Raw genomic sequence first — 25029 nt, 5'->3', positions numbered from 1 at the left:
CGTGATCAGCCCAGCGGCAGCGGCGCTGCTCCCCGTTCGGCGAGCAGCCCGCGCATCAGCTCGGCCTCGGAGTTCTGCGACGCGAGCATCTGGGCCGCGAGGTTGCGGACCTCGCCGGTGTCGGCGTGGTCGCGGGCGTACTCCAGCATCGACACCCCGCCCTGGTGGTGGCGGAGCATGAGCTGGAGGAACTCGACGTCCAGCGCCGTGCCGGGCGGGGTGGCGCGCAGCCGCGCGAGGTCCGCGGTGCTCGCCATGCCCGGCATCGTCGCGGTGCCGCCGGACATGCCCGCCATCCCGGCGTGCGCGGAGGAGCCCATCCAGGCCATGTGGCCACCGCTGGGCAGGCTCGGGGCGTCCCACAGGCCGAGCCAGCCCTGCATCCGGCCGACCTGCTGGTTCTGGGTGGTCTCGATGTCGAACGCGAGCTGGCGCACCCGCGGGTCGGTCGCGCGGTCGCGTTCCCAGGAGGCCATCTCGACGGCCTGGCGGTGGTGCACGGTCATGTCCTGGGCAAACCCGACGTCGACCGAACCCGGCTCGGGCACGAACGGGCCGAACGCGCCGCGCACCGCGAACCCGGCGACGAGCACGGCCACGAGCGCGACCAGGCCGAACGCGATGGCCGGGGGGTTGTTCCAGGGGGAGCGCTCCTGCTGCGGGGCGCTCACTGCCCGGGAGCCGGCGCCGGCGCGGGGGCGGGCGCTCCGGGGACGGCCGGGTCGGGGGCGGGGGCACCGCCCGGGGTCGCACCCTGGTTCTCGGGCAGGACGGTCTGCCCGTCGACGGCGGACTGCGGCGGGATCGGCTGGAAGGCCGGCGGGTTGTCCTGGTCGAAGCCCTGCGCGCCGAGTGCGTCGCAGGAGGCGCCGACCTCGGGGTGGGTGAACCGGTTGAGCCGCAGCGCGCGGATGAACTGGTCGATGCGCTCGTCGTCGGCGTTCTGGACCTTCAGCTGGTTGCCCCAGGACTGCAGCGAGATCGGGGCGTCGAGGCCCGGGTAGGGCGACATGACCGTGTACGGCTGGCCCTCGACCCGCTGGGCGAGCGCGGCCTTCCCGGCCTCGTCGAGGGTGTCGGGGTTGTAGGCGACCCACACGGCGCCGTGCTCGAGGGAGTGCACGAGGTTCTCCGAGCGGACCGGGTTCGGGTAGACGACGCCGTTGCAGGCGGCCCAGAACCCGTCGTGCGCGCCGCCGAAGGGCGGGCTGTGGGTGTAGGCGACCCGCTGGAAGCCGAGCACGTGCTGCAGGCCCGGGTACTCCTGGCTGACGATGCCGGGGATCGCGAGCGCGGGGTTCCGATTGTCCTCCGAGGGCTCCCAGGCCCGGTTCTGGTTGCGCTGCACCAGCGGGTAGACGATGAACGCCCCCGCCAGCAGCACCAGCACGGTGATCGCCGCGACCATGCCCCAGGGGAACTGGCGCTGGCCGACCGCGCTGGGCATCGACGGTCGCTTCTTGCCGGACTTGCCGCTGGCCATGGGGAGTCCTGTTCGTGGTCGGCGGGCGGTTTCGCCCGAGTCTAGGAAGGCGCCGTCACCGGCTCGCCCACCACCCGTAGGAGCGGTAGTCGGGGTAGGGCGCGAGCAGCGGGGCGACCGGGCGGGTGGTCACCGTGACGCGGTCACCGGTCACGAGCTCGCCGGGCACGGTGAACGACGCCTGCGCCCACGGCTGCGCGTCCGGCAGCGTCCACTCCCCGGCAGGGCGACCGTCCACGTCGACGGCGACCACCCGGGTCCGCTCGCCCGGCAGCGCGGGCCCGGCGCCGATCCGCCCGGTCAGGGTGACCGGCCGGCCGGGGACGGTCCCGCCGAGGGTGAAGGTCTCCCCACCGACGACGTGCCGGCCGCTGTCGGCGACGAGCCGTCCGGGTGCGACGACGGCGCGGTCCAGCACCGAGTCCGGCTGCACGCCGAGCACCGGCGGGTCGGTCGTCCAGCCGTGCGCGGCCTCGTCGGCCATGTCCCCGATGTTCAGGTGGTCGACGATCCGGCCGGGCACCGGCAGGTCCGGTGCCTGCGCGGAGTCCGCGGCGGACCAGTCCGCCCGCCAGATGCTGACCCGGTCGCAGCTGCGGTCGAGCTGGCAGGTCTGCGGCGCGGACGCCGAGATCGGCCGGGCCGGCCCGGCGAGCGCGAAGGTGATGACCGGCTCGGCGCCGAGCAGCCCGGCGCGGCCGAGGTCGGCGACCGGGACCCCGCCCCACCGGTCGAACACCGCGAACCACTGCGGCCGCTCGGGCCCGGGCAGTGCCCGCAGGGCCTCGTAGAGCGTCCCCGGCCCGTTCAGCGACGGTGCGGCCATCCCGTTCGTGGTCAGCCCGACCAGGTCGACGGTGCGGCGCCCGCCGAACCAGGCCGCGGCGCCGACGTCGTTGACGGCGACGGCGTCGCCCGGCGGCACGTTGCCGGCGATCCACTGCGCGACGCTCACCGGGCCCTCCCGCATGGCCGACGCCTGCTGGCCCAGCCGCAGCGCCCAGGCCGGCGTCGCGGCGAGGGTGAACAGCAGCACCACCGCGAGCAGCCCGGTGCGCGCCGCCCGGTTCCCGACGAGCCCGGCACCGAGCACCACGAGCAGGAGCAGCAGCGGCAGGAACGGCTGCAGGTAGCGCAGGTCCTGCCACATCGCCGTGGTCAGGGTGGCGACGGCGAGCACCACCGACGCCAGCCCGCCGCCGAGCACCACCGCGAGGACGCGCTCCCGGCGCGCGGCCAGCACGGCGACCCCGAGTACGGCGAGCACCAGCGCGAGCGGCGCCAGCACGTCCTGCCCGGACAGCCCGGACAGCGACGCGAGGATCGCGGCGACGTTGCGCTGCACGTGGTCGGCGATCTCCAGCGGCTGGCGCAGGAAGCCGGTGTGCAGCCACGACTTGGCGAGCACGCCGTTGGCCTGCGACGTCCCGGTGAGTACCCGGTACAGCAGCAGCTGCCCGGCGAACACCACCACCGGCACGGCTACGAGCGCGAGCCGTCCCCACGGACGCCCCGCCCGCGCGGCCGGGCCCGGGGCCGGGCGCAGCAGCGTCCACGCCATCGCGGCGGTGAACGCGGCGGCGAGCAGGAAGCCCTCGGGCCGGGTGAGGGCCAGCAGCGCCGCGACCACCGGCGTCGCGCGGAACCGGGGACGTTCGCGCAGGTAGGACAGCAGCGTCCCGGTGGCCAGCGCCGCGAGCAGCCCCACCTCCATGCCGCTGGCCCCGCCCCACAGCAGCGGCCCGCACAGCGCGGTGAGCAGCCCCGCCCACCACCCGGCCGCGCGCCCGCCGAGCCGGGTCGCGGCGGCCGAGGTGAACCCCGCCGCACAGGCGACCCCGACGACCCCGCCCACCACCGCGACGGCGAGCAGCCACCGGCCGTCGAACCCGACCGCGTGCGCGGCGCCGAGCAGCACCATCCAGAGCAGGCTCGACGCGCCCGTCGTGATCTCGGCGCCGGGCTGGTAGCGCAACGGCTCGCCGTCGCCGAACTGCCGGGCGTACTGCAGGTGGATGTAGACGTCGTCGAGCGGCGGCACGAGGCTGCCCCGGTTGTAGCCGACCGACACCGCGACGAGGACCGCCCCGAGCAGCAGGGCGAGCGCCCCGGAGACGACGGGGGCGCGGGTACTCCGGTCGGTGGAAGGGGACGTCACGCCCCGCATCGTCGCCGGTCGGGGTGCGGATACCTGCATGAGGGTGTCGGGGGTCCCTCCGTAGAATCCCGCTGGTGAATCCCGACGTGCTCGCCGACCTGGTCCGTGACGTCGCGCGGGACGTGCTGCTCCGACGCGACCTGGACGTCTCCGCGCTGCCGGCCGATGCCGGTGTCGAGCGTCCCCGCAACCCCGACCACGGCGACTACGCCACCAACATCGCGCTGCGCACCGCCAAGAAGGCGGGTGTCAACCCGCGCGAGCTCGCGACCTGGCTGGCCGAGGAGCTGGCCACCCGCGACGGCGTCGCGAGCGCCGAGATCGCCGGGCCCGGGTTCATCAACCTGCGCCTGGCCGCCGACGCGCAGGGCGCGATCGTCGGGGAGGTCCTCGCCGCGGGCGCGGGCTACGGCACCGGCGACGAGCTGGCCGGGCGCAACGTGAACCTGGAGTTCGTCTCCGCCAACCCGACCGGACCGCTGCACCTGGGCGGGACCCGGTGGGCCGCGGTCGGCGACGCGCTGGGCCGGGTCCTGACCGCGCGCGGCGCGAAGGTCACCCGCGAGTACTACTTCAACGACGCCGGCGCCCAGATCGACCGGTTCGTCGCCTCCCTGGTCGCGGCCGCGAAGGGCGAGCCCGCCCCGGAGAACGGCTACGGCGGGGCCTACATCGCCGAGATCGCCCAGCGGGTCGTCGCGGCCGAGCCCGGCGCGCTGGAGCTGCCCGACACCGAGCGGGACGAGGTGTTCCGCCGGGTTGGCGTCGGCTTCATGTTCACCGAGATCAAGCAGAAGCTGGGGGAGTTCCGCGTCGAGTTCGACGTGTGGTTCCACGAGCAGTCGCTGCACGACTCGGGCGCGGTGGAGACCGCCGTCGCCGCGCTGAAGGAGAAGGGCTCGCTCTACGAGTCCGACGGCGCCTGGTGGCTGCGCTCGACCGACCACGGCGACGACAAGGACCGCGTCGTCATCAAGTCCGACGGCCGGCCCGCCTACATCGCCGGCGACATCGCCTACCTGCGCGACAAGCGGGCCCGCGGGTTCGACCTGTGCATCTACATGCTCGGCGCGGACCACCACGGCTACGTCGCCCGGCTCAAGGCCGCCGCGGCCGCGTTCGGGGACGACCCGGCCGTCGTCGAGGTCCTGATCGGACAGCTGGTCAACCTGGTCAAGGACGGCGTCCCGGTCCGGATGAGCAAGCGTGCCGGCACCGTCGTGACGATGGACGACCTGGTGGAGGCCGTCGGCGTCGACGCCGCGCGGTACTCGCTGGTGCGCTCGTCGGTGGACTCGGGCCTGGACATCGACCTGGACCTGCTGGCCAGTCGGACCAGCGAGAACCCGGTGTTCTACGTCCAGTACGCGCACGCCCGGCTGTCCTCGCTGGCCCGCAACGCCGCCGACCTCGGCATCACCCCCGGCGAGGACTACGGCCTGCTGTCCCACGCCCGCGAGGGCGACCTGATCCGCACCCTGGGCGAGTTCGGCGACGTCGTGCGGACCGCCGCCGAGCTGCGCGAGCCGCACCGGGTCGCCCGCTACCTGGAGTCGCTCGCCGGCGCCTACCACAAGTTCTACGACTCCTGCCGCGTCCTGCCCCAGGGCGACGAGGAGGTCTCCGACCTGCACCGGGCCCGGCTCGCGCTCTGCGTCGCGGCCCGCACGGTGCTCGCCAACGGCCTCGCGCTGCTCGGCGTCGACGCCCCGGAACGGATGTGACATGAGGGCACACCCCGCAGGCCCGATGCACGCGGGCCTCACCCCCGCGCCCGAGTCGGCCGGCCCCCGCCCGGAGAGCGCCGCGGCGCTCGACGAGCTGGCCCCGGCGGTCTGGCCGCGGCACGCCGCCCGCGGCGAGGACGGCGCGTTGCGCCTGGCCGGGGTCGACGTGCGCGATCTCGCCGCGACCCACGGCACCCCGCTGTTCGTGCTCGACGAGGACGACTTCCGCGGCCGCTGCGCCGAGTTCGCCGCCGCGTTCGGGGCGCACGCCGTGCACTACGCGGCGAAGGCGTTCCTGTGCACCGAGATCGCCCGCTGGGTCGCGCAGGAGGGCCTGTCGCTGGACGTGTGCTCCGGTGGCGAGCTGGCCGTCGCGCTGCGCGCGGAGTTCCCGCCCGAGCGGATCGCGCTGCACGGCAACAACAAGTCCCTCGCCGAGCTCGACGCCGCGGTCGAGGCGGGGGTCGGCGGGATCGTCGTCGACTCCTTCGACGAGATCGCCCGGCTCGCCGACGTCGCCGCCGCGCGGGACACCGTCGCGCCGGTGCTGATCCGGCTCACCGTCGGCGTCGAGGCGCACACCCACGAGTACATCGCCACCGCGCACGAGGACCAGAAGTTCGGGTTCTCCATCGCGAGCCAGGACCAGAAGGACTCGCCCGCGCTGGAGGCCGCCCGCCGCGTCCTCGCCGCGAGCCACCTGAGCCTGGTCGGGCTGCACAGTCACATCGGCTCGCAGATCTTCGAGACCGAGGGCTTCGAGGCCGCCGCCCGCCGCGTGGTGAAGGTGCTCGCCGACCTGCACGCCGAGCACGGCGGCGAGAACCTGACCGCGCTGCGGACGCTGGACCTGGGCGGCGGCATCGGCATCGCCTACCGGCCGGGGGACACCCCGCTGTCGATGCCGGCGCTGGCCGAGGAGCTGCGCGCGATCGTCAAGCGCGAGTGCGCCGCCTCCGGGCTGGACGTGCCGGCGATCGCGGTCGAGCCGGGCCGGGCCATCGCCGGACCGGGCACCGTCACCGTCTACGAGGTCGGCACCGTCAAGGACGTCCCGCTCGGCGGGTACTCGCGGCGCTACGTCAGCGTCGACGGCGGGATGAGCGACAACATCCGCACCTCCCTCTACGACGCCGAGTACGACGTGCGGCTGGTGTCCCGCGCCAGCGGGCGCGACTCGGTGCCCGGTGGGGAGGCCCCCGTGCTGTCCCGGGTGGTCGGCAAGCACTGCGAGTCGGGTGACATCGTGGTGCGCGACTGCTGGCTGCCGGCCGACCTCGCGCCGGGCGACCTGCTGGCCGTCGCGGCGACGGGGGCCTACTGCTACGCGATGGCGTCGGGCTACAACCGGCTGCCGCGCCCCGCTGTCGTCGCGGTGCGTGACGGGGTCGACCGGACCCTGTTGCGACGCGAGACACTGGAGGACCAGTTCCGTTTCGAGGTGTGAGCGCAGCCGGGTGAGAACCACCACCCGGACCCGTCTGCACCCGTCCGACCAGGAATGATCGGCGCGCGCCCGAGGGGTGCGTGCACGCGAGGAGGACACGTGGCGAGCGAGACCGGCGCCGTCCGGGTGGCACTGCTGGGCTGCGGCACCGTCGGCACCGAGGTGGTCCGGCTCATCACCGAGCAGGCCGACGAGCTGGCCGCGCGGGTGGGGGCCCGCATCGAGCTGGCGGGGGTCGCCGTGCGGCGACCGCACCGGCACCCCTGGCTGACCGAGAACTTCCCGGACCTGGTGACCACCGACGCCGGCGAGCTCGTGACGCGCGACGACGTCGACGTCGTCGTCGAGGTCATCGGCGGGATCGAGCCGGTCCGCGGCTGGCTGCTGGAGGCGCTCAAGTCCGGTCGCTCGGTCGTGACGGCGAACAAGGCGCTGCTCGCCGAGGACGGCCCGACGCTGGCCGAGGCCGCCGACGCCTCCGGTGCCGACCTCTACTACGAGGCCGCGGTCGCCGGGGCGATCCCGCTGCTCCGCCCGCTGCGCGAGTCCCTCGCCGGGGACCGCATCACCCGGGTCGCCGGCATCGTCAACGGCACCTCGAACTTCATCCTCTCGGCGATGTCCGCGGGCGGCACCTCCTACGTCGACGCGCTGGAGGAGGCGACCCGGCTGGGCTACGCCGAGGCCGACCCCAGCGCCGACGTCGACGGCTACGACGCCGCCTCGAAGGCCGCGATCCTGGCGTCGCTGGCGTTCCACACCCGCATCACCGCCTCCGACGTGCACCGCGAGGGCATGCGCGAGGTGAGCGCGTCCGACGTCGCGGCCGCCCGCAGGCTCGGCTGCACGATCAAGCTGCTCGCCATCTGCGAGCGCGTCGTCGCGGCCGACGGGGCCGAGTCGGTCTCCGCCAGGGTCTACCCGGCGATGGTCCCCGACTCGCACCCGCTGGCAGGCGTCGACGGCGCCTTCAACGCGGTGTTCGTCGAGGCCGAGGCCGCCGGCCAGCTGATGTTCTACGGCCAGGGCGCCGGCGGCGCGCCGACCGCCTCCGCGGTGCTCGGCGACCTCGTGGCGGTGGCCCGCAACCGGGTCGGCGGCGGCCGCGGGCCGCGCGAGTCGGCCTACGCCAGCCTCCCGGTGCGCCCGATCGGCGAGGTGCCGACGCGCTACCACGTCGACCTCGAGGTGGCCGACCGCGAGGGCGTGCTCGCCGCGATCGCCGGTGAGTTCGCGCAGCAGGGCGTGTCGATCGCCGCGGTGCGTCAGACCGGCGGCGTGAACGGCTCGGTGGACCGGGCCGACGGCTCGGACCGCAGCCAGGCCCGGCTGACGGTCGTCACGCACTCGGCGCCGGAGGCCGCGCTGTCGGCGACGGTGTCGGCGCTGCTGGACCTCGACCACGTCCTCGGCGTCGCCGGGGTGCTGCGGGTCGAGGGCCTGGGCCGCGCGGTGAGCGCACTGGGTATGGGCGAATGACCACCGACGAGGGATCAGGGAGTGGACCGGTCGTGACGGGCAGCGTGCGAGGAGTCCGAGGGCCCGCTTCCGGCCCCTTCGGTCCGGTGACCCAGGTGACCGGTGCGGTCGCGCCGCCACCGCCCGGCCAGTGGCCGGGTGTCATCGAGGCCTACCGCGACCGGATGCCGGTGCAGCCGGACTGGACCGTGGTGACCCTGGGGGAGGGCGGTACGCCGCTGCTCCCTGCCCCGCGGCTGTCCGAGCGGACCGGCTGTCAGGTCTACCTCAAGGTCGACGGCGCCAACCCGACCGGCTCGTTCAAGGACCGCGGCATGACGATGGCGGTCACCGCCGCGCTCGCCGACGGCAAGTCCAGCGTGCTGTGCGCCTCCACCGGCAACACCTCCGCGTCGGCGGCCGCCTACGCGACCCGTGCCGGGATGACCTGCGCGGTGCTCGTGCCGACCGGGAAGATCGCGCTGGGCAAGCTCGCCCAGGCCGTCGCACACGGCGCCCGGATCCTGCAGATCGACGGCAACTTCGACGACTGCCTGGAGCTGGCCCGCAAGACCACCGCCGACTACCCGGCGATCGCGCTGGTCAACTCGGTGAACCCGACCCGGATCGCCGGGCAGGCCTCGGCCGCCTACGAGATCTGCGACCAGCTGGGCCGCGCCCCGGACGTGCACTGCCTGCCGGTCGGCAACGCCGGCAACATCACCGCCTACTGGCACGGCTACCGCGGCTACCACGCCGACGGCATCGTCGACACGCTGCCGCGGATGTTCGGGTTCCAGGCCGCCGGTGCCGCCCCGCTGGTGCACGGCGCCCCGGTGAGCGAGCCCGAGACGATCGCGACCGCCATCCGGATCGGCGCCCCCGCCTCGTGGAAGGGCGCGACCACCGCCCGCGACGAGTCGAACGGGCGCTTCGCCGCCGTCACCGACGACGAGATCCTCGCCGCCTATCGGATGCTGTCCGCGCAGGAGGGCGTGTTCGTCGAGCCGGCGTCGGCCTCCAGCGTCGCCGGGCTTCTGCAGAGCCGGGAGAACGGCACCCTTCCCGCGGACTCGCTGGTGGTGTGCACGGTGACCGGGCACGGCCTCAAGGACCCCGACACCGCGCTGCTCACCGCGCCGGACCCGGAGATCGTGCCGATCGACCCCGGCGCGGTCGCGGCGGCGCTCGAGCTGGCCTGATGGGCCGCCCGACGCGGGTACTGGTGCGGGTGCCGGGGTCGACGGCCAACCTGGGCCCCGGCTTCGACTCCCTCGGCATGGCCCTGGCGCTGTACGACGAGATCGAGGTCGAGACCTTCGAGACGCCGGGACTGTTCGTCGACGTCGCGGGGCAGGGCTGCCGGCACGTCCCCCGTGACGAGCGTCACCTGGTCCTGCGGGCGATGCGCCTGGCCTTCGAGACGTTCGGCGGGGCGCTCGCGGGGCTGCGGCTGCGCTGTCTCAACGCGGTGCCGCACTCGCGCGGTCTCGGCAGCTCCGCGGCGGCCGCCGTCGCCGGGGTGACGGCCGCGGCCGTCCTGGCCGGGCGGGACCCGGAGCTGGAGCGCGACGCGTTGCTGCAGCTCTCGGCCGGGATGGAGGGCCACGCCGACAACGCCGCGGCCAGCCTGCTCGGCGGGTTCGTGGTGGCCTGGGAGGCCGCGGGGTCGGCTCGGCGCTTCCACGCCGAGAAGCTGGAGGTGCACCCCGACGTGCACCCGGTCGCCTGCGTGCCCGACGTCGAGTCCTCGACCAAGACCACCCGCGGGCTGCTGCCCGAGCAGGTCCCGCTGGCCGACGCCGCGTTCACCGGCAGCCGCTGCGCGCTGGCGGTGCTGGCGATGACCCGGCGGCCCGACCTGCTCATGGCGGCCACCGAGGACCGGCTGCACCAGCCCTACCGGCGCCCGGCGTACCCGTCGTCGCTGCGGCTGGTCGAGGCGCTGCGCGAGCACGGCGTGCCGGCCGCGATCTCCGGCGCCGGGCCGACGGTGCTGGCCCTGACCGGCGACGGCGCGCTGCCCGACGGCGTCGACACCGACGGTTTCGCGGTGCAGCGGCTGCCGGTCGACACCACCGGTGTGCAGGTCGAGGTCCGCTGATCCCGGTTCCGTGCCGGGAACGTGAGGTACGCGACCCCGTGGGTCGGCGCGTCGTCCGAGGGGGGTTGTTGCCGCCCCGGGGTGTACGGACTAGTCTCGACAGCGCATGGCGATCCACGCGACATCGGCGTAGTCTTGCGGCCGGGCCCGCTCGCCCGATCTCCTTTCTGAATTGGACTCGGAATCCCGAACGGGCGGCCTGACTCCCGCGACGTCGTCGTGGGACTCCATCTGTGAATGCTGCCGATACGGGGTCTCCGTATCGGCCGAGCGTGTGACATCCCCTGACCTGGACAGGTAACCGGGTCGGTCAGGAAGGAACTCTGTGAGCGAGACCGATCTCGCCGGTACCGGGACCGCGTCTGCCGAGGCGGCGCCCCGCCGACGCGGCGGCCTGTCCGGCATGGTGCTGGCCGAGCTGCGCCAGCTGGCCACCGAGCTGAACGTCCCCGACATCTCCGGCATGCGCAAGGGCGACCTGATCGCGGCCATCAAGGAGCGTCAGGGCGGAGCGGCGGCGGCCCCCGCGAAGAAGCCGAAGGCGAAGGTGGAGCCCGCTGCCGCCACCGGCTCCGGCGGCGCGGACGCGTCGCAGCTCGCCCTCGGCGACACCGCCGCGGCCCCCGCCGGCAACGGCGCCGCTGCGCCGGCCGCCCCCTCGGCACCCGCCGAGCAGGCCGGTGACCAGGGCGGACAGTCTGCGGAGAAGGCCGAGGCCCCCGCGCCGCGCACCCGTCGTCGCCGTGCGGCGACACGGCCGGCCGGCGCCCCTGACGCCACCGCGACCGACGCCGCCTCCGGCACGTCGTCCGGCAACGGCGCGGCCCCGGCCGTCGCCGAGAGCGCCCCGGCCGCCGCGCCCGAGCAGGCCGCTCCGGCCGCGAGTGCGCCGGCGCAGGCCGAGAGCACCCCGGCCCCGGCCGAGGAGCGTCGCGAGGACGCCGACGGCGCCGGCCGTCGTGGCCGGACCCGCCGCCGCGGCCAGGGCGACGACAACGGTCAGAAGGACGCCGGTCCCAAGGACGCGCCGAAGGACACCGCGTCCGACGCGGGTCAGCGGGACGCCGGCCAGCGCGACGCCCGTCGCGACGCCGACGGCGACGACACCGGCTCCGACGGCGACCGCCGTCGCGGCCGCGGTGCCGACCGCAACACCGACCGCAACACCGAGCGCAACACCGACCGCAACGCCGAGCGTGGCGGCGACCGCAACGGCGACGCCCGTGAGGACAACGGCCGCGGCAACGGCGCGAACGGCGACAACGGCCGTGGCGGACGCAACCGCGACGGCGACGACTCCGGGCGCGGCAACCGCGGGAACCGCAACAACGACCGGACCGGCGACCGCGGCGACAACCGTGGCGACCGGAACGGCGACCGGAACAACGACCGCAACGGCGACCGCGTCAACGACCGGAACAACGACCGGGGTGCCGACCGGAACGACTTCCGCGACGACGACGGCGACGACGGTGACGGCCGCGGCCGCCGCGGTCGCCGGTTCCGCGACCGCCGTCGCGGCCGGGACCGCGAGCGCACCGGTGGTGGCGCCGGCGGCGGCGTGGACACCGAGATCCGCGACGACGACGTCCTGCTGCCGGTCGCCGGCATCGTGGACATCCTCGACAACTACGCGTTCGTCCGGACCACCGGTTACCTCTCCGGCCCGACCGACGTCTACGTGTCGATGTCGATGGTCCGCAAGAACGGCCTGCGGCGTGGCGACGCCATCACCGGCGCCGTCCGCCAGCCCCGTGAGGGCGAGCAGCAGCGGCAGAAGTTCAACCCGCTGGTGCGCGTCGACTCGATCAACGGGCGGGACCCGGAGGCCGCGCGGAACCGGCCCGAGTTCACCAAGCTGACGCCGCTCTACCCCAACGAGCGGCTCCGCCTGGAGACCGACCCGTCGCAGCTGACCACCCGCGTGATCGACCTGATCATGCCGGTCGGCAAGGGGCAGCGTGCGCTGATCGTCTCTCCGCCCAAGGCGGGCAAGACGACGATCATGCAGAACATCGCGAACGCGATCACCACGAACAACCCCGAGTGCCACCTCATGGTCGTCCTCGTCGACGAGCGGCCCGAGGAGGTCACCGACATGCAGCGGTCGGTGAAGGGCGAGGTCATCGCCTCGACCTTCGACCGCCCGCCGGCAGACCACACCGCCGTCGCCGAGCTGTCCATCGAGCGGGCCAAGCGCCTGGTCGAGATGGGGCACGACGTCGTCGTCCTGCTGGACAACATCACCCGGCTCGGCCGCGCCTACAACCTGGCCGCGCCCGCCTCGGGCCGGATCCTGTCCGGCGGTGTCGACTCCACGGCGCTCTACCCGCCGAAGCGCTTCCTCGGCGCTGCGCGCAACATCGAGGACGGTGGCTCGCTCACCATCTTCGCGACCGCGCTGGTCGAGACCGGGTCCACGATGGACACGGTGATCTTCGAGGAGTTCAAGGGCACCGGCAACGCCGAGCTCAAGCTGGACCGGAAGATCGCCGACAAGCGGATCTTCCCGGCCATCGACGTCGGCGACTCGAGCACCCGCAAGGAGGAGCTCCTGATGTCGCCCGACGAGCACGCGGTGATGGTGAAGCTCCGCCGTGTCCTCGCCGCGCTCGACGACCAGCAGGCGCTCGACCTGGTGCTCAGCCGGCTCAAGAAGACCAAGACCAACATCGAGTTCCTGATGCAGGTCGCCAAGAACACCCCCGGCAAGGACGAGGACTAGTCCGAGCGGCGCCGTCCGGGCCCCGGTGGGAATTCCACCGGGGCCCGGATGGTTGAATGGACCGTCAGCTTCCCGGCACCGGTTCACCCTGGTCCTACCAGGGACCCGGCGGCCAACGATGAGGAGAGAGCCATGCGCGAGGGAATCCACCCTCAGTACGTCGACACCCAGGTCACCTGCGGTTGCGGCAACCAGTTCACCACCCGCAGCACCAAGAACAACGGCGCCATCAGCGTCGAGGTCTGCTCCGCCTGCCACCCGTTCTACACCGGCAAGCAGAAGATCCTGGACTCCGGTGGCCGCGTGGCCCGCTTCGAGGCCCGCTACGGGAAGCGCGAGCGCGCCGCCAAGTAGCTCCCGACACGGCGCCCGTCGCCTCGCCGCGTGCGAGGAGGCGGGCGCCGTTTCGCGTTCCCGTCCCAGCGCCTCGAAGGAGCCACCGATGAGCACGCAGTCGGTCGACGCCCTGCTCGACGAGCACGCCGAGCTGGAGCAGCGCCTCGCCGACGCGAGCGTCCTCTCCGACCAGGCGCAGGCCCGCAAGCTGGGCCGTCGCTACGCCGAGCTCGGGCCGGTCGTGCGCTGTGCCCGCGAGCTCGCCCAGGTCCGTGAGGACCGCGACGCCGCCCGCGAGCTGGCCGCCGAGGACCGCACCTTCGCCGCCGAGGCCGACGCCCTGGACACCCGTATCGTCGAGCTCGAGACCGAGCTGACCGAGCTGCTGCGCCCGCGCGACCCGCACGACGGCGACGACGTCGTGATGGAGGTCAAGTCCGGCGAGGGCGGCGAGGAGTCCGCGTTGTTCGCCGGTGACCTCGTGCGGATGTACACCCGCTACGCCGAGAGCCGTGGCTGGAAGGTCGAGGTGCTCGGTGCCACCCCGTCCGACCTGGGTGGGTACAAGGACATCACGCTGTCGCTGCGCAGCAAGGACCCGGTCGACGGGGTGTGGGCCGCGCTGAAGTTCGAGGGCGGCGTGCACCGCGTGCAGCGTGTCCCGGTGACCGAGTCGCAGGGCCGCATCCACACCTCGGCGGCGGGCGTCCTGGTCTTCCCCGACGCCGACGACACTCCCGACGTCGAGATCAACGACGCGGACATCCGGGTCGACGTCTACCGGGCGTCGGGCCACGGCGGGCAGAGCGTCAACACCACCGACTCCGCGGTGCGGATCACGCACCTGCCGACAGGCATCGTCGTGACCTGCCAGAACGAGCGCTCCCAGCTGCAGAACAAGGCCCGTGCGATGGACGTGCTGCGGGTCCGGCTGCAGGCGAAGGCCGAGGCCGAGGCGGCCGAGGCGGCCTCGGAGCAGCGCCGTTCGCAGGTCCGCACGGTGGACCGCTCCGAGCGGATCCGCACCTACAACTACCCGGAGAACCGGATCTCCGACCACCGGGTCGGGTTCAAGGCCTACAACCTGTCCGCGGTCCTCGACGGCCACCTGGCCGACGTCCTCGCCGCGCTGACCGCGGCCGAGCGTGCCGAGGCCATGGCGGGGGAGCAGGAGCAGGAGTGATGATCCCCCGCTCAGGTGATGCACCGGTCACCTGCGGTGTCCCCGCGCCCCGCAGCCGCGACACTGGACGCGTGACCGAGACGACGAGCCCGGCGGCCGGCAGCCGGCTGCCGCTCCGGGTGGCGATCGCGGAGGCCGAGCGCACCCTGGCGGCCGCCGGAGTCGCGTCCCCGCGCGTCGACGCGGAGCTGCTCGCCGCGCACGTGCTCGGCTCGTCACGGTCCACGCTGCTGATGACCCCGCTGGTGGACCCGCCGGTCGTCGAACGGCTGCAGGCCCTCGTCGCCCGCCGCGCCACCCGCGAACCGTTGCAGCACATCCTCGGCACCGCGGTGCTCGGCCCGGTCGAGGTCGCCGTCGGACCGGGGGTGTTCACCCCGCGCCCGGAGACCGAGCTGCTGCTGGAGTGGGGCCTCGCCGCGATCCGCGACGTGCACCGCCCCCGGGTGCTCGACCTGTGCACCGGGTCCGGCGCGCTCGCGCTGGCCTTCGCGGTGTCGCGGCCCGACGCCGAGGTGCACGCCCTCGAGGCCGACCCGTCGGCGCTGTCGTGGACCCGGCGCAACCTCGACGCGCACGTCGCCGCGGGCGGGCGCCCGGTGACCCTGCACGTCGCCGACGTCCGGTGGACCGACCTGCTCATCGAGCTGGAGGGTGCGGTCGACCTGGTCGTCTGCAACCCGCCCTACGTCCCGGACGGGACGCCGGTGCCGCCCGAGGTGGAGCGCTGGGACCCGCCCGGCGCGGTGTTCGGCGGTCCCGACGGCACCGAGATTATCCAGGCCGTCGTCCGCGGCGCCAGCGGATGGCTGCGGCACGGCGGACACCTCGCGATCGAGCACGACGACACCCACGGCGAGACGGTCCCGGCGTTGCTGCGCCGCCGTCGCACGCTGGGGGAGGTCACCGAGCACGACGACCTCACCGGTCGCCCGCGCTTCGTCACCGCCCGCCGCGTCCCCTGTCCCTGACCCGCGCGGACGTGAGCCGCCCCGCGGCTGCCCGCGGCGCGGTCGTATCCTCGCGAACCGTGAGTGCACCGCAGACCCAGCCGCTGTTCGACTGCAGCGTCCCCGCCGAGCGCACGCGTGGTCTGACCGCCGCCGCGCGCGCCGTCCGGGCGGGTGAGCTGGTCGTCCTGCCCACCGACACCGTCTACGGCATCGGCTGTGACGCGTTCAACGGCACCGCCGTGCGCGCGCTGCTCGCCGCCAAGCGGCGCGGCCCGGACATGCCGGTCGGCGTGCTGGTCGGCTCCTGGACCACCATCGACGGTCTCGTGTCGACGGTCCCGCAGTCCGCGCGGGCCCTGATCGAGGCGTTCTGGCCGGGCGAGGTGTCGCTCGTCCTGGAACACGCGCCGTCGCTGGCCTGGGACCTGGGCAGCACCCGCGGCACGGTGATGCTGCGCATGCCGCTGCACCCGGTCGCGCTGGAGCTGCTGCGCGAGGTCGGGCCGATGGCGGTGTCGAGCGCGAACACCTCGGGCAACCCGCCGGCGTCCAACGTGACCGAGGCGATCACCCAGCTGGCCTCGACCGTGCAGGTCTACCTCGACGGCGGCCCGTCCGGCGACCCGGTCGCCTCGACGATCGTCGACCTCACCGGCGCCCGTCCGCGCCTGCTGCGGGAGGGCGGGGTGACCGCCGAGCAGGTCGAGGAGGTCGTCGGCCAGGAGATCGACCGGGTCTGATCCGGGTCGCACGCGGGTGTGATCACGCCTGCACGGCCGCAGCCTGCGGGGATGGCAGCGGGTAGCGTGTCCCGGCGTGAGCGAGCAGACCTTCTGGGGACCGGACTTCCACGCACTGCAGCAGCAGGACCCCGAGATCGCCGGCGTCGTGCTGGACGAGCTCGAGCGCCTGCGCGGCGGACTGCAGCTCATCGCGAGCGAGAACCTGACCAGCCCGGCGGTGCTGGCCGCGCTCGGGTCGACGCTGTCGAACAAGTACGCCGAGGGCTACCCCGGCCGCCGCTACTACGGCGGCTGCGGCGTCGTCGACGTCGCCGAGAACATCGGCAACGCCCGGACCAAGGAGCTCTTCGGCGCCGAGCACGCCAACCTCCAGCCGCACTCCGGCGCGAGCGCGAACCTCGCCGCCTACGCCGCGTTCGCCAAGCCCGGCGACACCGTGCTGGCCATGGACCTCAAGCAGGGCGGCCACCTCACGCACGGCAGCAAGGTCAACTTCTCCGGCCTGTGGTTCAACGCGGTGTCCTACACCGTCCGGGAGGACACCGAGGTCATCGACTACGACCAGGTCCGTGACCTGGCCAAGCAGCACCAGCCGAAGATCATCATCGCCGGGGCGACCGCGTACCCGCGCCTGATCGACTTCGCGGTGTTCCGCGAGATCGCCGACGAGGTCGGCGCCAAGCTCATGGTCGACGCCGCGCACTTCATCGGCCTGGTCGCAGGCAAGGCCATCCCGTCGCCGGTGCCCTACGCCGACGTCGTCACCGCCACCACGCACAAGGTCCTGCGCGGCCCGCGCGGCGGCATGGTGCTGTGCCGTGCGGAGCACGCGAAGGCCATCGACAAGGCCGTCTTCCCGTTCTCCCAGGGCGGCCCGCTGATGCACGCGGTCGCGGCGAAGGCCGTCGCGATGAAGGAGGCGGCGCAGCCGGAGTACCAGGCCTACACCCGCCAGGTCATCGCGAACGCCCGGGCCCTGACGAAGAGCCTGGAGTCCGAGGGGATGCGCGCCGTCTCCGGCGGCACCGACAACCATCTCGCCCTGCTGGACCTGCGGCCCATCGGCGTCACCGGCTCCGAGGCGGAGACCCGCTGCGACCGCGCCGGCATCACGCTGAACAAGAACGCGATCCCCTACGACCCGGCGCCGCCGATGAAGCCGTCCGGCATCCGGGTCGGCTCGCCGAGCGTCACCACGCAGGGGATGAACGAGGCCGACATGGCCGAGGTCGGCGCCCTGCTGGCCCGCGCGGTCAAGGCCGAGCACGACACCGCGGCCGGCGACGCCGAGCTCGCCGACGTCGCGAAGGCGGTCACCGCACTCGTCGCGAAGGCACCGGCCTACCCTCGGGGGTGACCTGAGACCCACGGCGGAGGCGGAGAGGCGCTCGCGACGTGCCGACTGACCAGTTCACGTACGGACTCCCCGTCCGGGAGCTCCTGCTCGTCGGGCTGGTCGCCGCCGGCGCCACGCTGCTGCTGACCGGGCCGGTCCGGATGCTGGCGCTGAAGGTCGGCGCGGTCGCCTGGCCGCGGGGACGGGACGTGCACGTCACCCCGACCCCGCGGTGGGGCGGCCTCGCGATGTTCGGCGGGGTGCTGGCCGGGCTGCTGCTGTCGTTGCAGCTCCCGGCCCTGCGGCTGGCCTACTTCGAGCAGAGCACCGAGGTGGTCGGGGTCGTCGTCGCGACCGCGCTGCTGGTCGGCGTCGGGATGCTCGACGACCGCTACGACCTCGACGCCCTCACCAAGTTCGCCGCCCAGGTCACCGCGGCCGGGCTGCTGGTGCTCTACGGCGTGCAGTGGGTGACCGTGTGGATCCCCATCGGCGGCGAGTCCTTCCTCAGTGGCTCGCTGTTGCTGCTGGGGCAGGGGCAGTCGGTGCTCATGACGGTGCTGGTCACCGTGGTGCTGGTCAACGCGATGAACTTCGTCGACGGACTCGACGGGCTCGCCGCCGGCATCGGGCTGATCACCACGCTGGCGACCGCGGTCTTCTGCGTCGGCCTCATCAGCAAGAACGGCAACGACCCGGCCGCGTTCGTGCCCTCGCTGATCGCGGTGGTTCTCGCCGGGTCCTGCCTGGGGTTCCTGCCGCACAACTTCCACCCGGCCCGGATCTTCATGGGCGACACCGGGTCGATGATGGTCGGGGTCATGCTCTCCGCGGCGATCACGACCGCCTCGGGCCGGATCCCGCCCGACGACACGGCGGCCGGGAACATCCTGGCCCTGGTCTCCCCGGTCATCGTGCTGGTCGGGATCGTCTTCATCCCGTCGCTAGACCTGCTCATGGCGGTCGTACGCCGCACCCGGGCCGGGACCAGCCCGTTCAGCCCGGACAAGATGCACCTGCACCACCGGCTGCTGCAGGTCGGGCACAGCCACCGGCGCGCGGTGCTGCTGGTCTACCTGTGGGTCGCGGTGATCGCCTTCGGTGCGGTCGCGCTCGCCCTGGTCCCGCGCACCGGGCTGGTGCTCGCCGCGACCGGGATCGCGCTGGCGGTGGCGTTCGTGGCCTCGGCCGTGCCGCACCGGTCGCGGATGCGCAGCGCCTCCGCGGCGGCGTCCCCCGCCGGGGAGACGGCGATCGCCTCGACCGACGACCTGCCCACCCCGGACGTCGACGACCACCGGTCCAGCGGGAGCCCGACCACGGACGGTCCCCGCTCCGGCGGGAGCCCGGCCGCGACGGGCGCCACCGGCCATCGGACCGGCGCGAACGCAACCACGGACGGGCCCGCCGACCGTCGTTCGGCCGGGAGTCCGGCGGCGAACGGGGCCGGCGATCGTCGTTCCGCCGGGAACCCTGCCACGAACGGAGCCGCCGACCGTCGCCCGGGCGCGACCACGGCGGCGGACGCTGCCGACCGCACCGGGTCGCGGGGGCGTACCGCGCGGCCCGCGCCCGGACGGGTCGTGCCGGGTGGGAACCCCGCCGCCGGGCCCGAGCCGTGGCCCCGTGGCGTGCACCGTCCCGCGGGCGCCCGTGGTGCGGCCCGGGTCGGACCCGGCACACGGGCCCCCGCGACGCCCGTCGCGCCGGCGCCGCACGCCGCCGGCCCGCCCACCCCACCGCCCCCGTCGCGGCCGGTCCCGGTCCGTCCGACGATGCCGCGCACACCCGGCGGCCCGCCCGCACCGGACCCCGGGGCCCCCGGAGCTGCGGGCCCGCGGCCTGACGGCGCCCGCGGTCCGCAGCGCCCTCCGGGCGACGGGAACTCCGACGGCCATCGCGCCCGCCCCGTCGCGGCACCGGGGGAGCAGCCGACCGTCCCCACCCCGGCGCACCATCCCGGTCACGACGGCGACTCCTGACCGCCCGTCCCCGTCCGCCCTGGCCAGGGGCTCAGGTGTCCTCGGTCACGAACGCTGTCCGTCCCGCGGCGGTCCGGCCGCCGGACGGACGGCCGCGACCGCAACGGTGTCGGCTGCGACCGGTGCCGGTGGGGACCGCGACGGTGCCGACCGCGACGGCGCCGGTCGAGGTGTCGGACCCGCCGGTTACCGTGTGCGCGGAGCCGTACCCGCTGGTGGGGCGGCCGGTGAGCCGGGAGGCGGACGCACCGTGTGGCGATGGGACCGCTGGGGAACCGTGGAGTACGACGGTCCCGCGCTCGGCCAGGCGCAGGTCGTACGGCGGCTGTCGGGGTCGATGGCCCGCGGTGCCGCCCTGGTCGGCGTGGCCACCACGGTGCTCTGCGCCGTCGGCGGGGCCATCGCGGCCGGGGTCCCCGGCCTGTCCGCGGCGGCGCTCGGCGGCCTGCTGGCCACCGGCTCGGCCCTGCTGACGCCGATGCTGATGCTGCGGACGACCCATCTCGAGCCCGGCGCTGTGATGCTGGCCGCATTCGGCGGCCTCGCGTTGAAGGCCATCATCCTCCTGCTCGCCCTGTTCACCCTCGGGGGTGGGCCAGGACTGCACCGCATGTCACTGGCCGTCACGATGCTCGTCGTCTTCATCACGACCACGGCGGCGGAGGCCTGGGCGGGGCAGAAGCTCCAGATCCTGATCGGCACCGATCCGGGGTCCACAGATGCCTGACCTGGGGTTCGACGACCGATTCGTCCGTTCCTGCGGTGCCAACGGAGGCGTCCACGGGGTCGGGCGGGAGCGTCCGGCGGATGACCGGGCGGCGACCCGCGGGCGTGTTAACGGTGAATCACCGGAGGCGGCCCGCCGGGCCCGATCAAGATCGTTTCGTCGGGCGAACGCGCTGGTGAGGTGGGTACGAGCCCCCGACGTCGTGTAGAAGTACGGCTGATAGCATCCGCCACGTAGGCGATGTGGGTGACTTCCGGTGTTTCGACCCGGTCGCCCGGAAACACATCGCATCACGAGGCACCTTGCAGGCGATCCCCCGTTCCGCGTGGATGCGGAGCGGGAGCACCGGAAGGACCCCCATTGGGCACGTTGGTACTGGCGGCCGAGGAGTTCACTCCGCCCGGCGCAGGTCTGTTCGAGTACCCGCCGATCTTCGGCGCCGTCACCAAGCCGATGGTGCTGGCGGTCCTGTCGCTGATCATCGTCGCGGCCGTCTTCACGCTGGGCACGCGCAAGCTGTCCATCGTGCCGAGCCGATTCCAGTTCGGGCTGGAGTCCTTCTACAACATCCCGCGCAACACCATGGCGCGTGACCAGATCGGCTCCGAGGAGTTCAAGCGGTACATCCCGCTGATCCTCGGCCTGTTCAGCTTCATCCTGGTCAACAACATCTTCGCGATCGTCCCATTCATCCAGTTCCCGACGCTGTCGCGGATCGGGTTCCCCATCGCGCTGGCGTTGTTCGTCTACGTCTTCTACCACTACGCCGGGTTCAAGAAGCACGGGTTCTTCGGCTACATCAAGCACGCCGCGCTCCCGCCGGGCGTCCCGGTCTTCATCGCGCCGCTGATCATCGTGATCGAGCTGCTGCAGAAGTTCCTGGTGCAGCCGCTCTCGCTGGCACTGCGTGTGTTCGCCGCGATGTTCGCCGGCCACCTCATCCTCGCCCTGACCGCCGTGGGTGCGGCGTTCCTGTTGTCGGCGGGCTCCGCGCTCGTCACCGCGTCGCCGGTGGTGTTCGCCGCCGGGATCGCGTTCACGTTCCTGGAGGCGCTGGTCCAGGTCATCCAGGCCTACGTCTTCGCCCTGCTCGCCGCCGTCTTCATCGGCGCGGCGATCTCCGAGGACCACTGACTGCACCACCGAGACCCCGGTGCCGCCGGCACCGCGCTCGCACCACCTGCTTCATCCGCCGGCCCGCCCGGGCCGATACACCGAACGACCCGCATTCCGCGGACCCGACGGAAGGAAACCCGAAGTGAACGTCACCCAGGTTCTGGCCCAGGAAGCCGCCAACATCAACCCGGGCCTCGCGGCCATCGGGTTCGGCGCCTCGGCCATCGGCGCCGGTATCGGCGTCGGCCTGATCTGGTCGGCCGTCATCAGCGGCACCGCCCGCCAGCCGGAGGCCCGCGGCCAGCTGATGGGCATCGGCTGGACCACCTTCGTTCTCGCCGAGCTGGTCATGCTGATCGGCCTGGTGCTCTTCTTCATCGCGCAGTAAGAGCCGGCAGATCACTCTCATGCCGGTCCCGGTACCGGCGGCCATGTCAGGGAAGGACACACGGTGGAACTGATTCTCGCCGCCGAACAGCCGCTTCCGATTCTCCCGCACCTCGATGAGCTCGTGCTCGGCCTGGTCGCGTTCGCGATCCTGCTGTTCCTGCTCTGGAAGTTCGCGGTCCCGCGCTTCGAGGCGCTCTACGAAGAGCGGACCGACGCGATCGAGGGCGGCCTCAAGCGTGCTCAGGAGACCCAGGAGCAGGCGGACCGGCTGAAGAGGGAGTACGAGGAGCAGCTCGCCGGCCTCCGGGCCGAGGCGGCGCGCATCCGCGACGACGCCCGGGCCGAGGGCCAGCAGATCAAGGCCGAGCTCCGCGAGGAGGCCGAGGCCGAGGCCGCACGCATCAAGGCCCGTGGCGAGGAGCAGGTGGCCGCGGCGCGCGACGCCGCCCAGCGTGCTCTGCGCAACGAGGTCGGGGGCCTGTCGGTCCAGCTGGCCGAGCGCCTGCTGCGCGAGCAGCTGGCCGACGACTCGCGTCGCTCCGCGACGATCGACTCGTTCCTCGGTGAGCTCGACCAGCAGGGCGTGGCCCAGCGGAGCGGGGCGAACTGATGGCGGCTGTCCTGCAGCCCGCCAGCCGTGAGTCCCTCGCGGCGCTGACCGAGCGGCTGGACTCCTGGACCGACTCCGCGTCGGCCCGGGACCTGACCACGACCGCGGACGAGCTGTTCGCGGTGGCCCGGTTCCTGGACTCCGAGCGGTCCGTCCGGCGCCTGTTGGCCGACGCGTCGTCTCCCGAGGACGCCCGTGTGGACCTGGTCCGCCGGCTGTTCGGGTCCCAGCTCTCGCAGCCGACCGTGGACCTGGTCTCCGAGCTGGTGCGCAAGCGCTGGTCGACCGCCCGCGACATCGTCACCGGTGCGGAGGGCCTCGCCCGCCGCGCGGCCATCGCGATCGCGGACCGCAACGGCTCCCTCGACGAGGTCGAGGACCAGCTGTTCCGGTTCGGCCGCATCGTGGCCCGCGAGCCGCAGCTGGCGAGCCTGCTCGGCGACACCGCCCGGCCCGTCGAGGGTCGTGTCCAGCTCCTGGACTCGGTGCTCGGCGACAAGGTCTACCCGGTGACGGCGACGCTGCTCCGTGAAGCGGTCCGGCTGCCCCGCAGCCGGCACCTCGACGTCGTCGCCGAGGAGCTCGCCGAGCTCGCGGCGGCCCGCCGGGACCGCTCGGTGGCCAAGGTGCGCACACCCGTCGAGCTCTCCTCCGAGCAGGAGACGAAGCTCGCCGAGACCCTGGGCCGTATGTACGGCCGCACGATCTCCCTGCAGGTCGAGCTCGACCGGAGCCTCCTCGGAGGCCTGGTCGTGCAGGTCGGCGGCGAGGTCATCGACGGCAGTGTGGCGGGTCGACTCGCCGCAGCTCGCCGATCCCTGCCCAGCTGACCTGCTTCGGACGCGATCGCCGGAGCCCCGGCGGAACGACCCGAAGACCCCGTTCGAGAGAAGGAACGACGCAGCCATGACAGAGCTGACGATCTCCTCCGAGGAGATCCGGAGTGCGATCTCCAGCTACGTCTCGTCGCTGGAGAGCGGCACGTCCCGCCGTGAGGTCGGGATCGTCGCCGACACCGGTGACGGCATCGCCCACGTCGAGGGACTGCCCTCGGCCATGACCAACGAGCTGCTCGAGTTCGAGGGCGGCGTCCGCGGCGTCGCGCTGAACCTCGAGCAGAACGAGATCGGCGCGGTCGTCCTGGGCGACTACACCGGCCTCGAGGAGGGCCAGCAGGTCACCCGCACCGGCGAGGTCCTGTCCGTGCCGGTCGGCGAGGGCTACCTGGGCCGGGTCGTCGACCCGCTGGGCAACCCGATCGACGGCCTCGGCGACGTCGAGAGCGACGCCCGCCGCGTGCTCGAGCTCCAGGCGGCCGGCGTGATGGACCGCCAGTCCGTCGGCGAGCCGCTGCAGACCGGGATCAAGGCCATCGACGCCATGACCCCGATCGGCCGCGGCCAGCGCCAGCTGGTGATCGGCGACCGCAAGACCGGCAAGACCGCGGTCTGCGTCGACACGATCATCAACCAGAAGGAGAACTGGGAGTCGGGCGACCCGACGAAGCAGGTCCGCTGCATCTACGTCGCCATCGGCCAGAAGGGCTCCACGATCGCCGGTGTCCGGCAGTCCCTGGAGGACGCCGGAGCGCTGGAGTACACGACGATCGTCGCCGCCCCTGCGTCCGACCCGGCCGGCTTCAAGTGGCTCGCCCCCTACACCGGCTCGGCCATCGGCCAGCACTGGATGTACCAGGGCAAGCACGTCCTGATCGTGTTCGACGACCTGTCGAAGCAGGCCGAGGCCTACCGTGCGATCTCGCTGCTGCTGCGCCGCCCGCCGGGCCGTGAGGCCTACCCGGGCGACGTCTTCTACCTGCACTCGCGTCTGCTGGAGCGCTGCGCGAAGCTCTCCGACGCCCTCGGCGCGGGGTCGATGACCGGTCTGCCGATCATCGAGACCAAGGCGAACGACGTGTCGGCCTACATCCCGACCAACGTCATCTCGATCACCGACGGCCAGGTCTTCCTCGAGTCCGACCTGTTCAACCAGGGCGTCCGGCCGGCGATCAACGTCGGCATCTCGGTCTCCCGGGTCGGTGGCTCGGCGCAGATCAAGGCCATGAAGACGGTCTCGGGCTCGCTGCGTCTGGACCTGTCGCAGTACCGCGAGCTGGAGGCGTTCGCCGCCTTCGGTTCCGACCTCGACGCCGCCTCGGCCGCCGCTCTGGGCCGTGGCGAGCGCCTGGTCGAGCTGCTCAAGCAGGCGCAGTACGCGCCGGTCTCGGTGCAGGACCAGGTCGTCTCGATCTGGCTGGGCACCTCCGGCAAGCTCGACTCGGTGCCCGTCGCCGACGTGCAGCGCTTCGAGGCGGAGTTCCGCGAGTACTCGCGGCGCCACGCCTCCGGTGCCCTGAACGAGATCACCGACACCGGGAAGCTCTCCGACGACGCCGTCGAGACGCTGACCAAGGCGGTCGACGAGTTCAAGCGCAACGAGTTCACCGCGTCCGACGGTTCCTCGGTCGTCCCCAAGGAGAAGGCCGAGAAGGCTCTCGACGAGGACGATATCGAGCAGGAGACCGTCACGGTCAAGAAGAACTGAGGCTGAT

At 73.3% G+C, this 25029-nt stretch carries 21 protein-coding genes; 18 read left to right on the top strand and 3 right to left on the bottom strand.

The window, feature by feature from the left end; translation table 11 throughout:
• Nucleotides 1-5: 5 nt before the first annotated feature.
• The 3 genes from Ae505Ps2_RS01480 to Ae505Ps2_RS01470 are packed head-to-tail and all read right to left on the bottom strand — an operon-like array spanning nt 6 to nt 3641.
• A complete protein-coding gene (locus Ae505Ps2_RS01480) occupies nt 6-671 on the bottom strand; it encodes a DUF305 domain-containing protein (RefSeq protein WP_075310489.1) in 666 nt (221 codons plus the stop codon).
• Nucleotides 668-1483, bottom strand: a complete 816-nt coding sequence (locus tag Ae505Ps2_RS01475; RefSeq protein WP_020626016.1) for a DUF3105 domain-containing protein — start codon at nt 1481-1483, stop codon at nt 668-670. The genes Ae505Ps2_RS01480 and Ae505Ps2_RS01475 overlap by 4 nt, the downstream gene beginning before the upstream one ends.
• Nucleotides 1484-1538: 55 nt before the next feature.
• Nucleotides 1539-3641, bottom strand: a complete 2103-nt coding sequence (locus Ae505Ps2_RS01470) for a hypothetical protein (protein WP_075333824.1) — start codon at nt 3639-3641, stop codon at nt 1539-1541.
• A 74-nt stretch (nt 3642-3715) separates the two neighbouring features.
• On the opposite strand from Ae505Ps2_RS01470, the gene argS reads away from it, so the two are divergent.
• The 18 genes from argS (at nt 3716) to atpA (ending at nt 25022) form a co-directional block, all read left to right on the top strand.
• Nucleotides 3716-5365 carry an arginine--tRNA ligase gene (gene argS / locus Ae505Ps2_RS01465; RefSeq protein ID WP_075310493.1) on the top strand — a complete coding sequence of 550 codons (1650 nt, stop codon included), beginning with the start codon at nt 3716-3718 and terminating at the stop codon, nt 5363-5365.
• A 1-nt stretch (nt 5366) separates the two neighbouring features.
• Nucleotides 5367-6815, top strand: coding sequence for a diaminopimelate decarboxylase (lysA, locus tag Ae505Ps2_RS01460; RefSeq protein ID WP_075310495.1), 1449 nt, complete (start codon nt 5367-5369; stop codon nt 6813-6815).
• 99 nt (nt 6816-6914) lie between these two features.
• Nucleotides 6915-8294: a homoserine dehydrogenase gene (locus Ae505Ps2_RS01455; protein ID WP_020626020.1), complete on the top strand. Its 1380-nt coding sequence runs from the start codon at nt 6915-6917 to the stop codon at nt 8292-8294.
• A gap of 164 nt (nt 8295-8458) precedes the next feature.
• Nucleotides 8459-9475: a threonine synthase gene (gene thrC / locus Ae505Ps2_RS01450; RefSeq protein WP_233147795.1), complete on the top strand. Its 1017-nt coding sequence runs from the start codon at nt 8459-8461 to the stop codon at nt 9473-9475.
• Nucleotides 9475-10377: a homoserine kinase gene (thrB, locus tag Ae505Ps2_RS01445; protein ID WP_075553351.1), complete on the top strand. Its 903-nt coding sequence runs from the start codon at nt 9475-9477 to the stop codon at nt 10375-10377. Before thrC ends, thrB begins: the two co-directional genes overlap by 1 nt.
• A 403-nt stretch (nt 10378-10780) precedes the next feature.
• Complete coding sequence (rho, locus tag Ae505Ps2_RS01440) at nt 10781-13102, top strand: transcription termination factor Rho (protein ID WP_084786488.1); 2322 nt, start codon at nt 10781-10783, stop codon at nt 13100-13102.
• Between the two features lie 132 nt (nt 13103-13234).
• On the top strand, nt 13235-13456 hold the full coding sequence (rpmE, locus tag Ae505Ps2_RS01435) for a 50S ribosomal protein L31 (RefSeq protein ID WP_020623493.1): 222 nt from the start codon (nt 13235-13237) through the stop codon (nt 13454-13456).
• A gap of 88 nt (nt 13457-13544) precedes the next feature.
• Complete coding sequence (gene prfA, locus Ae505Ps2_RS01430) at nt 13545-14621, top strand: peptide chain release factor 1 (protein ID WP_075310499.1); 1077 nt, start codon at nt 13545-13547, stop codon at nt 14619-14621.
• A gap of 71 nt (nt 14622-14692) precedes the next feature.
• Nucleotides 14693-15592, top strand: a complete 900-nt coding sequence (prmC, locus tag Ae505Ps2_RS01425; protein ID WP_060713082.1) for a peptide chain release factor N(5)-glutamine methyltransferase — start codon at nt 14693-14695, stop codon at nt 15590-15592.
• A gap of 59 nt (nt 15593-15651) precedes the next feature.
• Entirely contained in the window at nt 15652-16314 is a 663-nt protein-coding gene (locus tag Ae505Ps2_RS01420) for an L-threonylcarbamoyladenylate synthase (protein WP_020622279.1), read from the top strand.
• A 76-nt stretch (nt 16315-16390) separates the two neighbouring features.
• Nucleotides 16391-17674 (top strand): serine hydroxymethyltransferase, encoded by a 1284-nt coding sequence (gene glyA / locus Ae505Ps2_RS01415; protein ID WP_020622278.1) that lies wholly within the window; start codon nt 16391-16393, stop codon nt 17672-17674.
• A gap of 38 nt (nt 17675-17712) precedes the next feature.
• Entirely contained in the window at nt 17713-19635 is a 1923-nt protein-coding gene (locus Ae505Ps2_RS34165) for a hypothetical protein (RefSeq protein ID WP_075310501.1), read from the top strand.
• Nucleotides 19636-19885: 250 nt separating this feature from the next.
• Entirely contained in the window at nt 19886-20362 is a 477-nt protein-coding gene (locus tag Ae505Ps2_RS01405) for a hypothetical protein (RefSeq protein ID WP_139318942.1), read from the top strand.
• Between the two features lie 360 nt (nt 20363-20722).
• Nucleotides 20723-21496, top strand: a complete 774-nt coding sequence (gene atpB / locus Ae505Ps2_RS01400) for a F0F1 ATP synthase subunit A (RefSeq protein WP_075553349.1) — start codon at nt 20723-20725, stop codon at nt 21494-21496.
• A 124-nt stretch (nt 21497-21620) separates the two neighbouring features.
• Nucleotides 21621-21866: a F0F1 ATP synthase subunit C gene (locus tag Ae505Ps2_RS01395; protein WP_020621511.1), complete on the top strand. Its 246-nt coding sequence runs from the start codon at nt 21621-21623 to the stop codon at nt 21864-21866.
• 63 nt (nt 21867-21929) lie between these two features.
• Nucleotides 21930-22478: a F0F1 ATP synthase subunit B gene (locus tag Ae505Ps2_RS01390; RefSeq protein WP_083695233.1), complete on the top strand. Its 549-nt coding sequence runs from the start codon at nt 21930-21932 to the stop codon at nt 22476-22478.
• On the top strand, nt 22478-23308 hold the full coding sequence (locus Ae505Ps2_RS01385; RefSeq protein WP_075310505.1) for a F0F1 ATP synthase subunit delta: 831 nt from the start codon (nt 22478-22480) through the stop codon (nt 23306-23308). Before Ae505Ps2_RS01390 ends, Ae505Ps2_RS01385 begins: the two co-directional genes overlap by 1 nt.
• A 76-nt stretch (nt 23309-23384) precedes the next feature.
• A complete protein-coding gene (atpA, locus tag Ae505Ps2_RS01380; RefSeq protein ID WP_075333822.1) occupies nt 23385-25022 on the top strand; it encodes a F0F1 ATP synthase subunit alpha in 1638 nt (545 codons plus the stop codon).
• The last annotated feature ends 7 nt before the right edge of the window (nt 25023-25029 follow it).

This window comes from Pseudonocardia sp. Ae505_Ps2 (genome assembly GCF_001932425.1).
Classification (GTDB): Bacteria; Actinomycetota; Actinomycetes; order Mycobacteriales; family Pseudonocardiaceae; genus Pseudonocardia.
Note: the sequence above shows the minus strand (reverse complement) of the source record. Positions and strands in the feature narration are given on the sequence as shown.

Bases quoted from the DNA above. Each gene is read 5' to 3' on its own strand.
- thrB (WP_075553351.1), top strand. From the start codon at position 9,475: ATGGGCCGCCCGACGCGGGTACTGGTGCGGGTGCCGGGGTCGACGGCC.
- Ae505Ps2_RS01385 (WP_075310505.1), top strand. From the start codon at position 22,478: ATGGCGGCTGTCCTGCAGCCCGCCAGCCGTGAGTCCCTCGCGGCGCTG.
- rpmE (WP_020623493.1), top strand. From the start codon at position 13,235: ATGCGCGAGGGAATCCACCCTCAGTACGTCGACACCCAGGTCACCTGC.
- prfA (WP_075310499.1), top strand. From the start codon at position 13,545: ATGAGCACGCAGTCGGTCGACGCCCTGCTCGACGAGCACGCCGAGCTG.
- Ae505Ps2_RS01475 (WP_020626016.1), bottom strand. From the start codon at position 1,483: ATGGCCAGCGGCAAGTCCGGCAAGAAGCGACCGTCGATGCCCAGCGCG.
- thrC (WP_233147795.1), top strand. From the start codon at position 8,459: ATGCCGGTGCAGCCGGACTGGACCGTGGTGACCCTGGGGGAGGGCGGT.
- atpA (WP_075333822.1), top strand. From the start codon at position 23,385: ATGACAGAGCTGACGATCTCCTCCGAGGAGATCCGGAGTGCGATCTCC.
- lysA (WP_075310495.1), top strand. From the start codon at position 5,367: ATGAGGGCACACCCCGCAGGCCCGATGCACGCGGGCCTCACCCCCGCG.
- rho (WP_084786488.1), top strand. From the start codon at position 10,781: ATGGTGCTGGCCGAGCTGCGCCAGCTGGCCACCGAGCTGAACGTCCCC.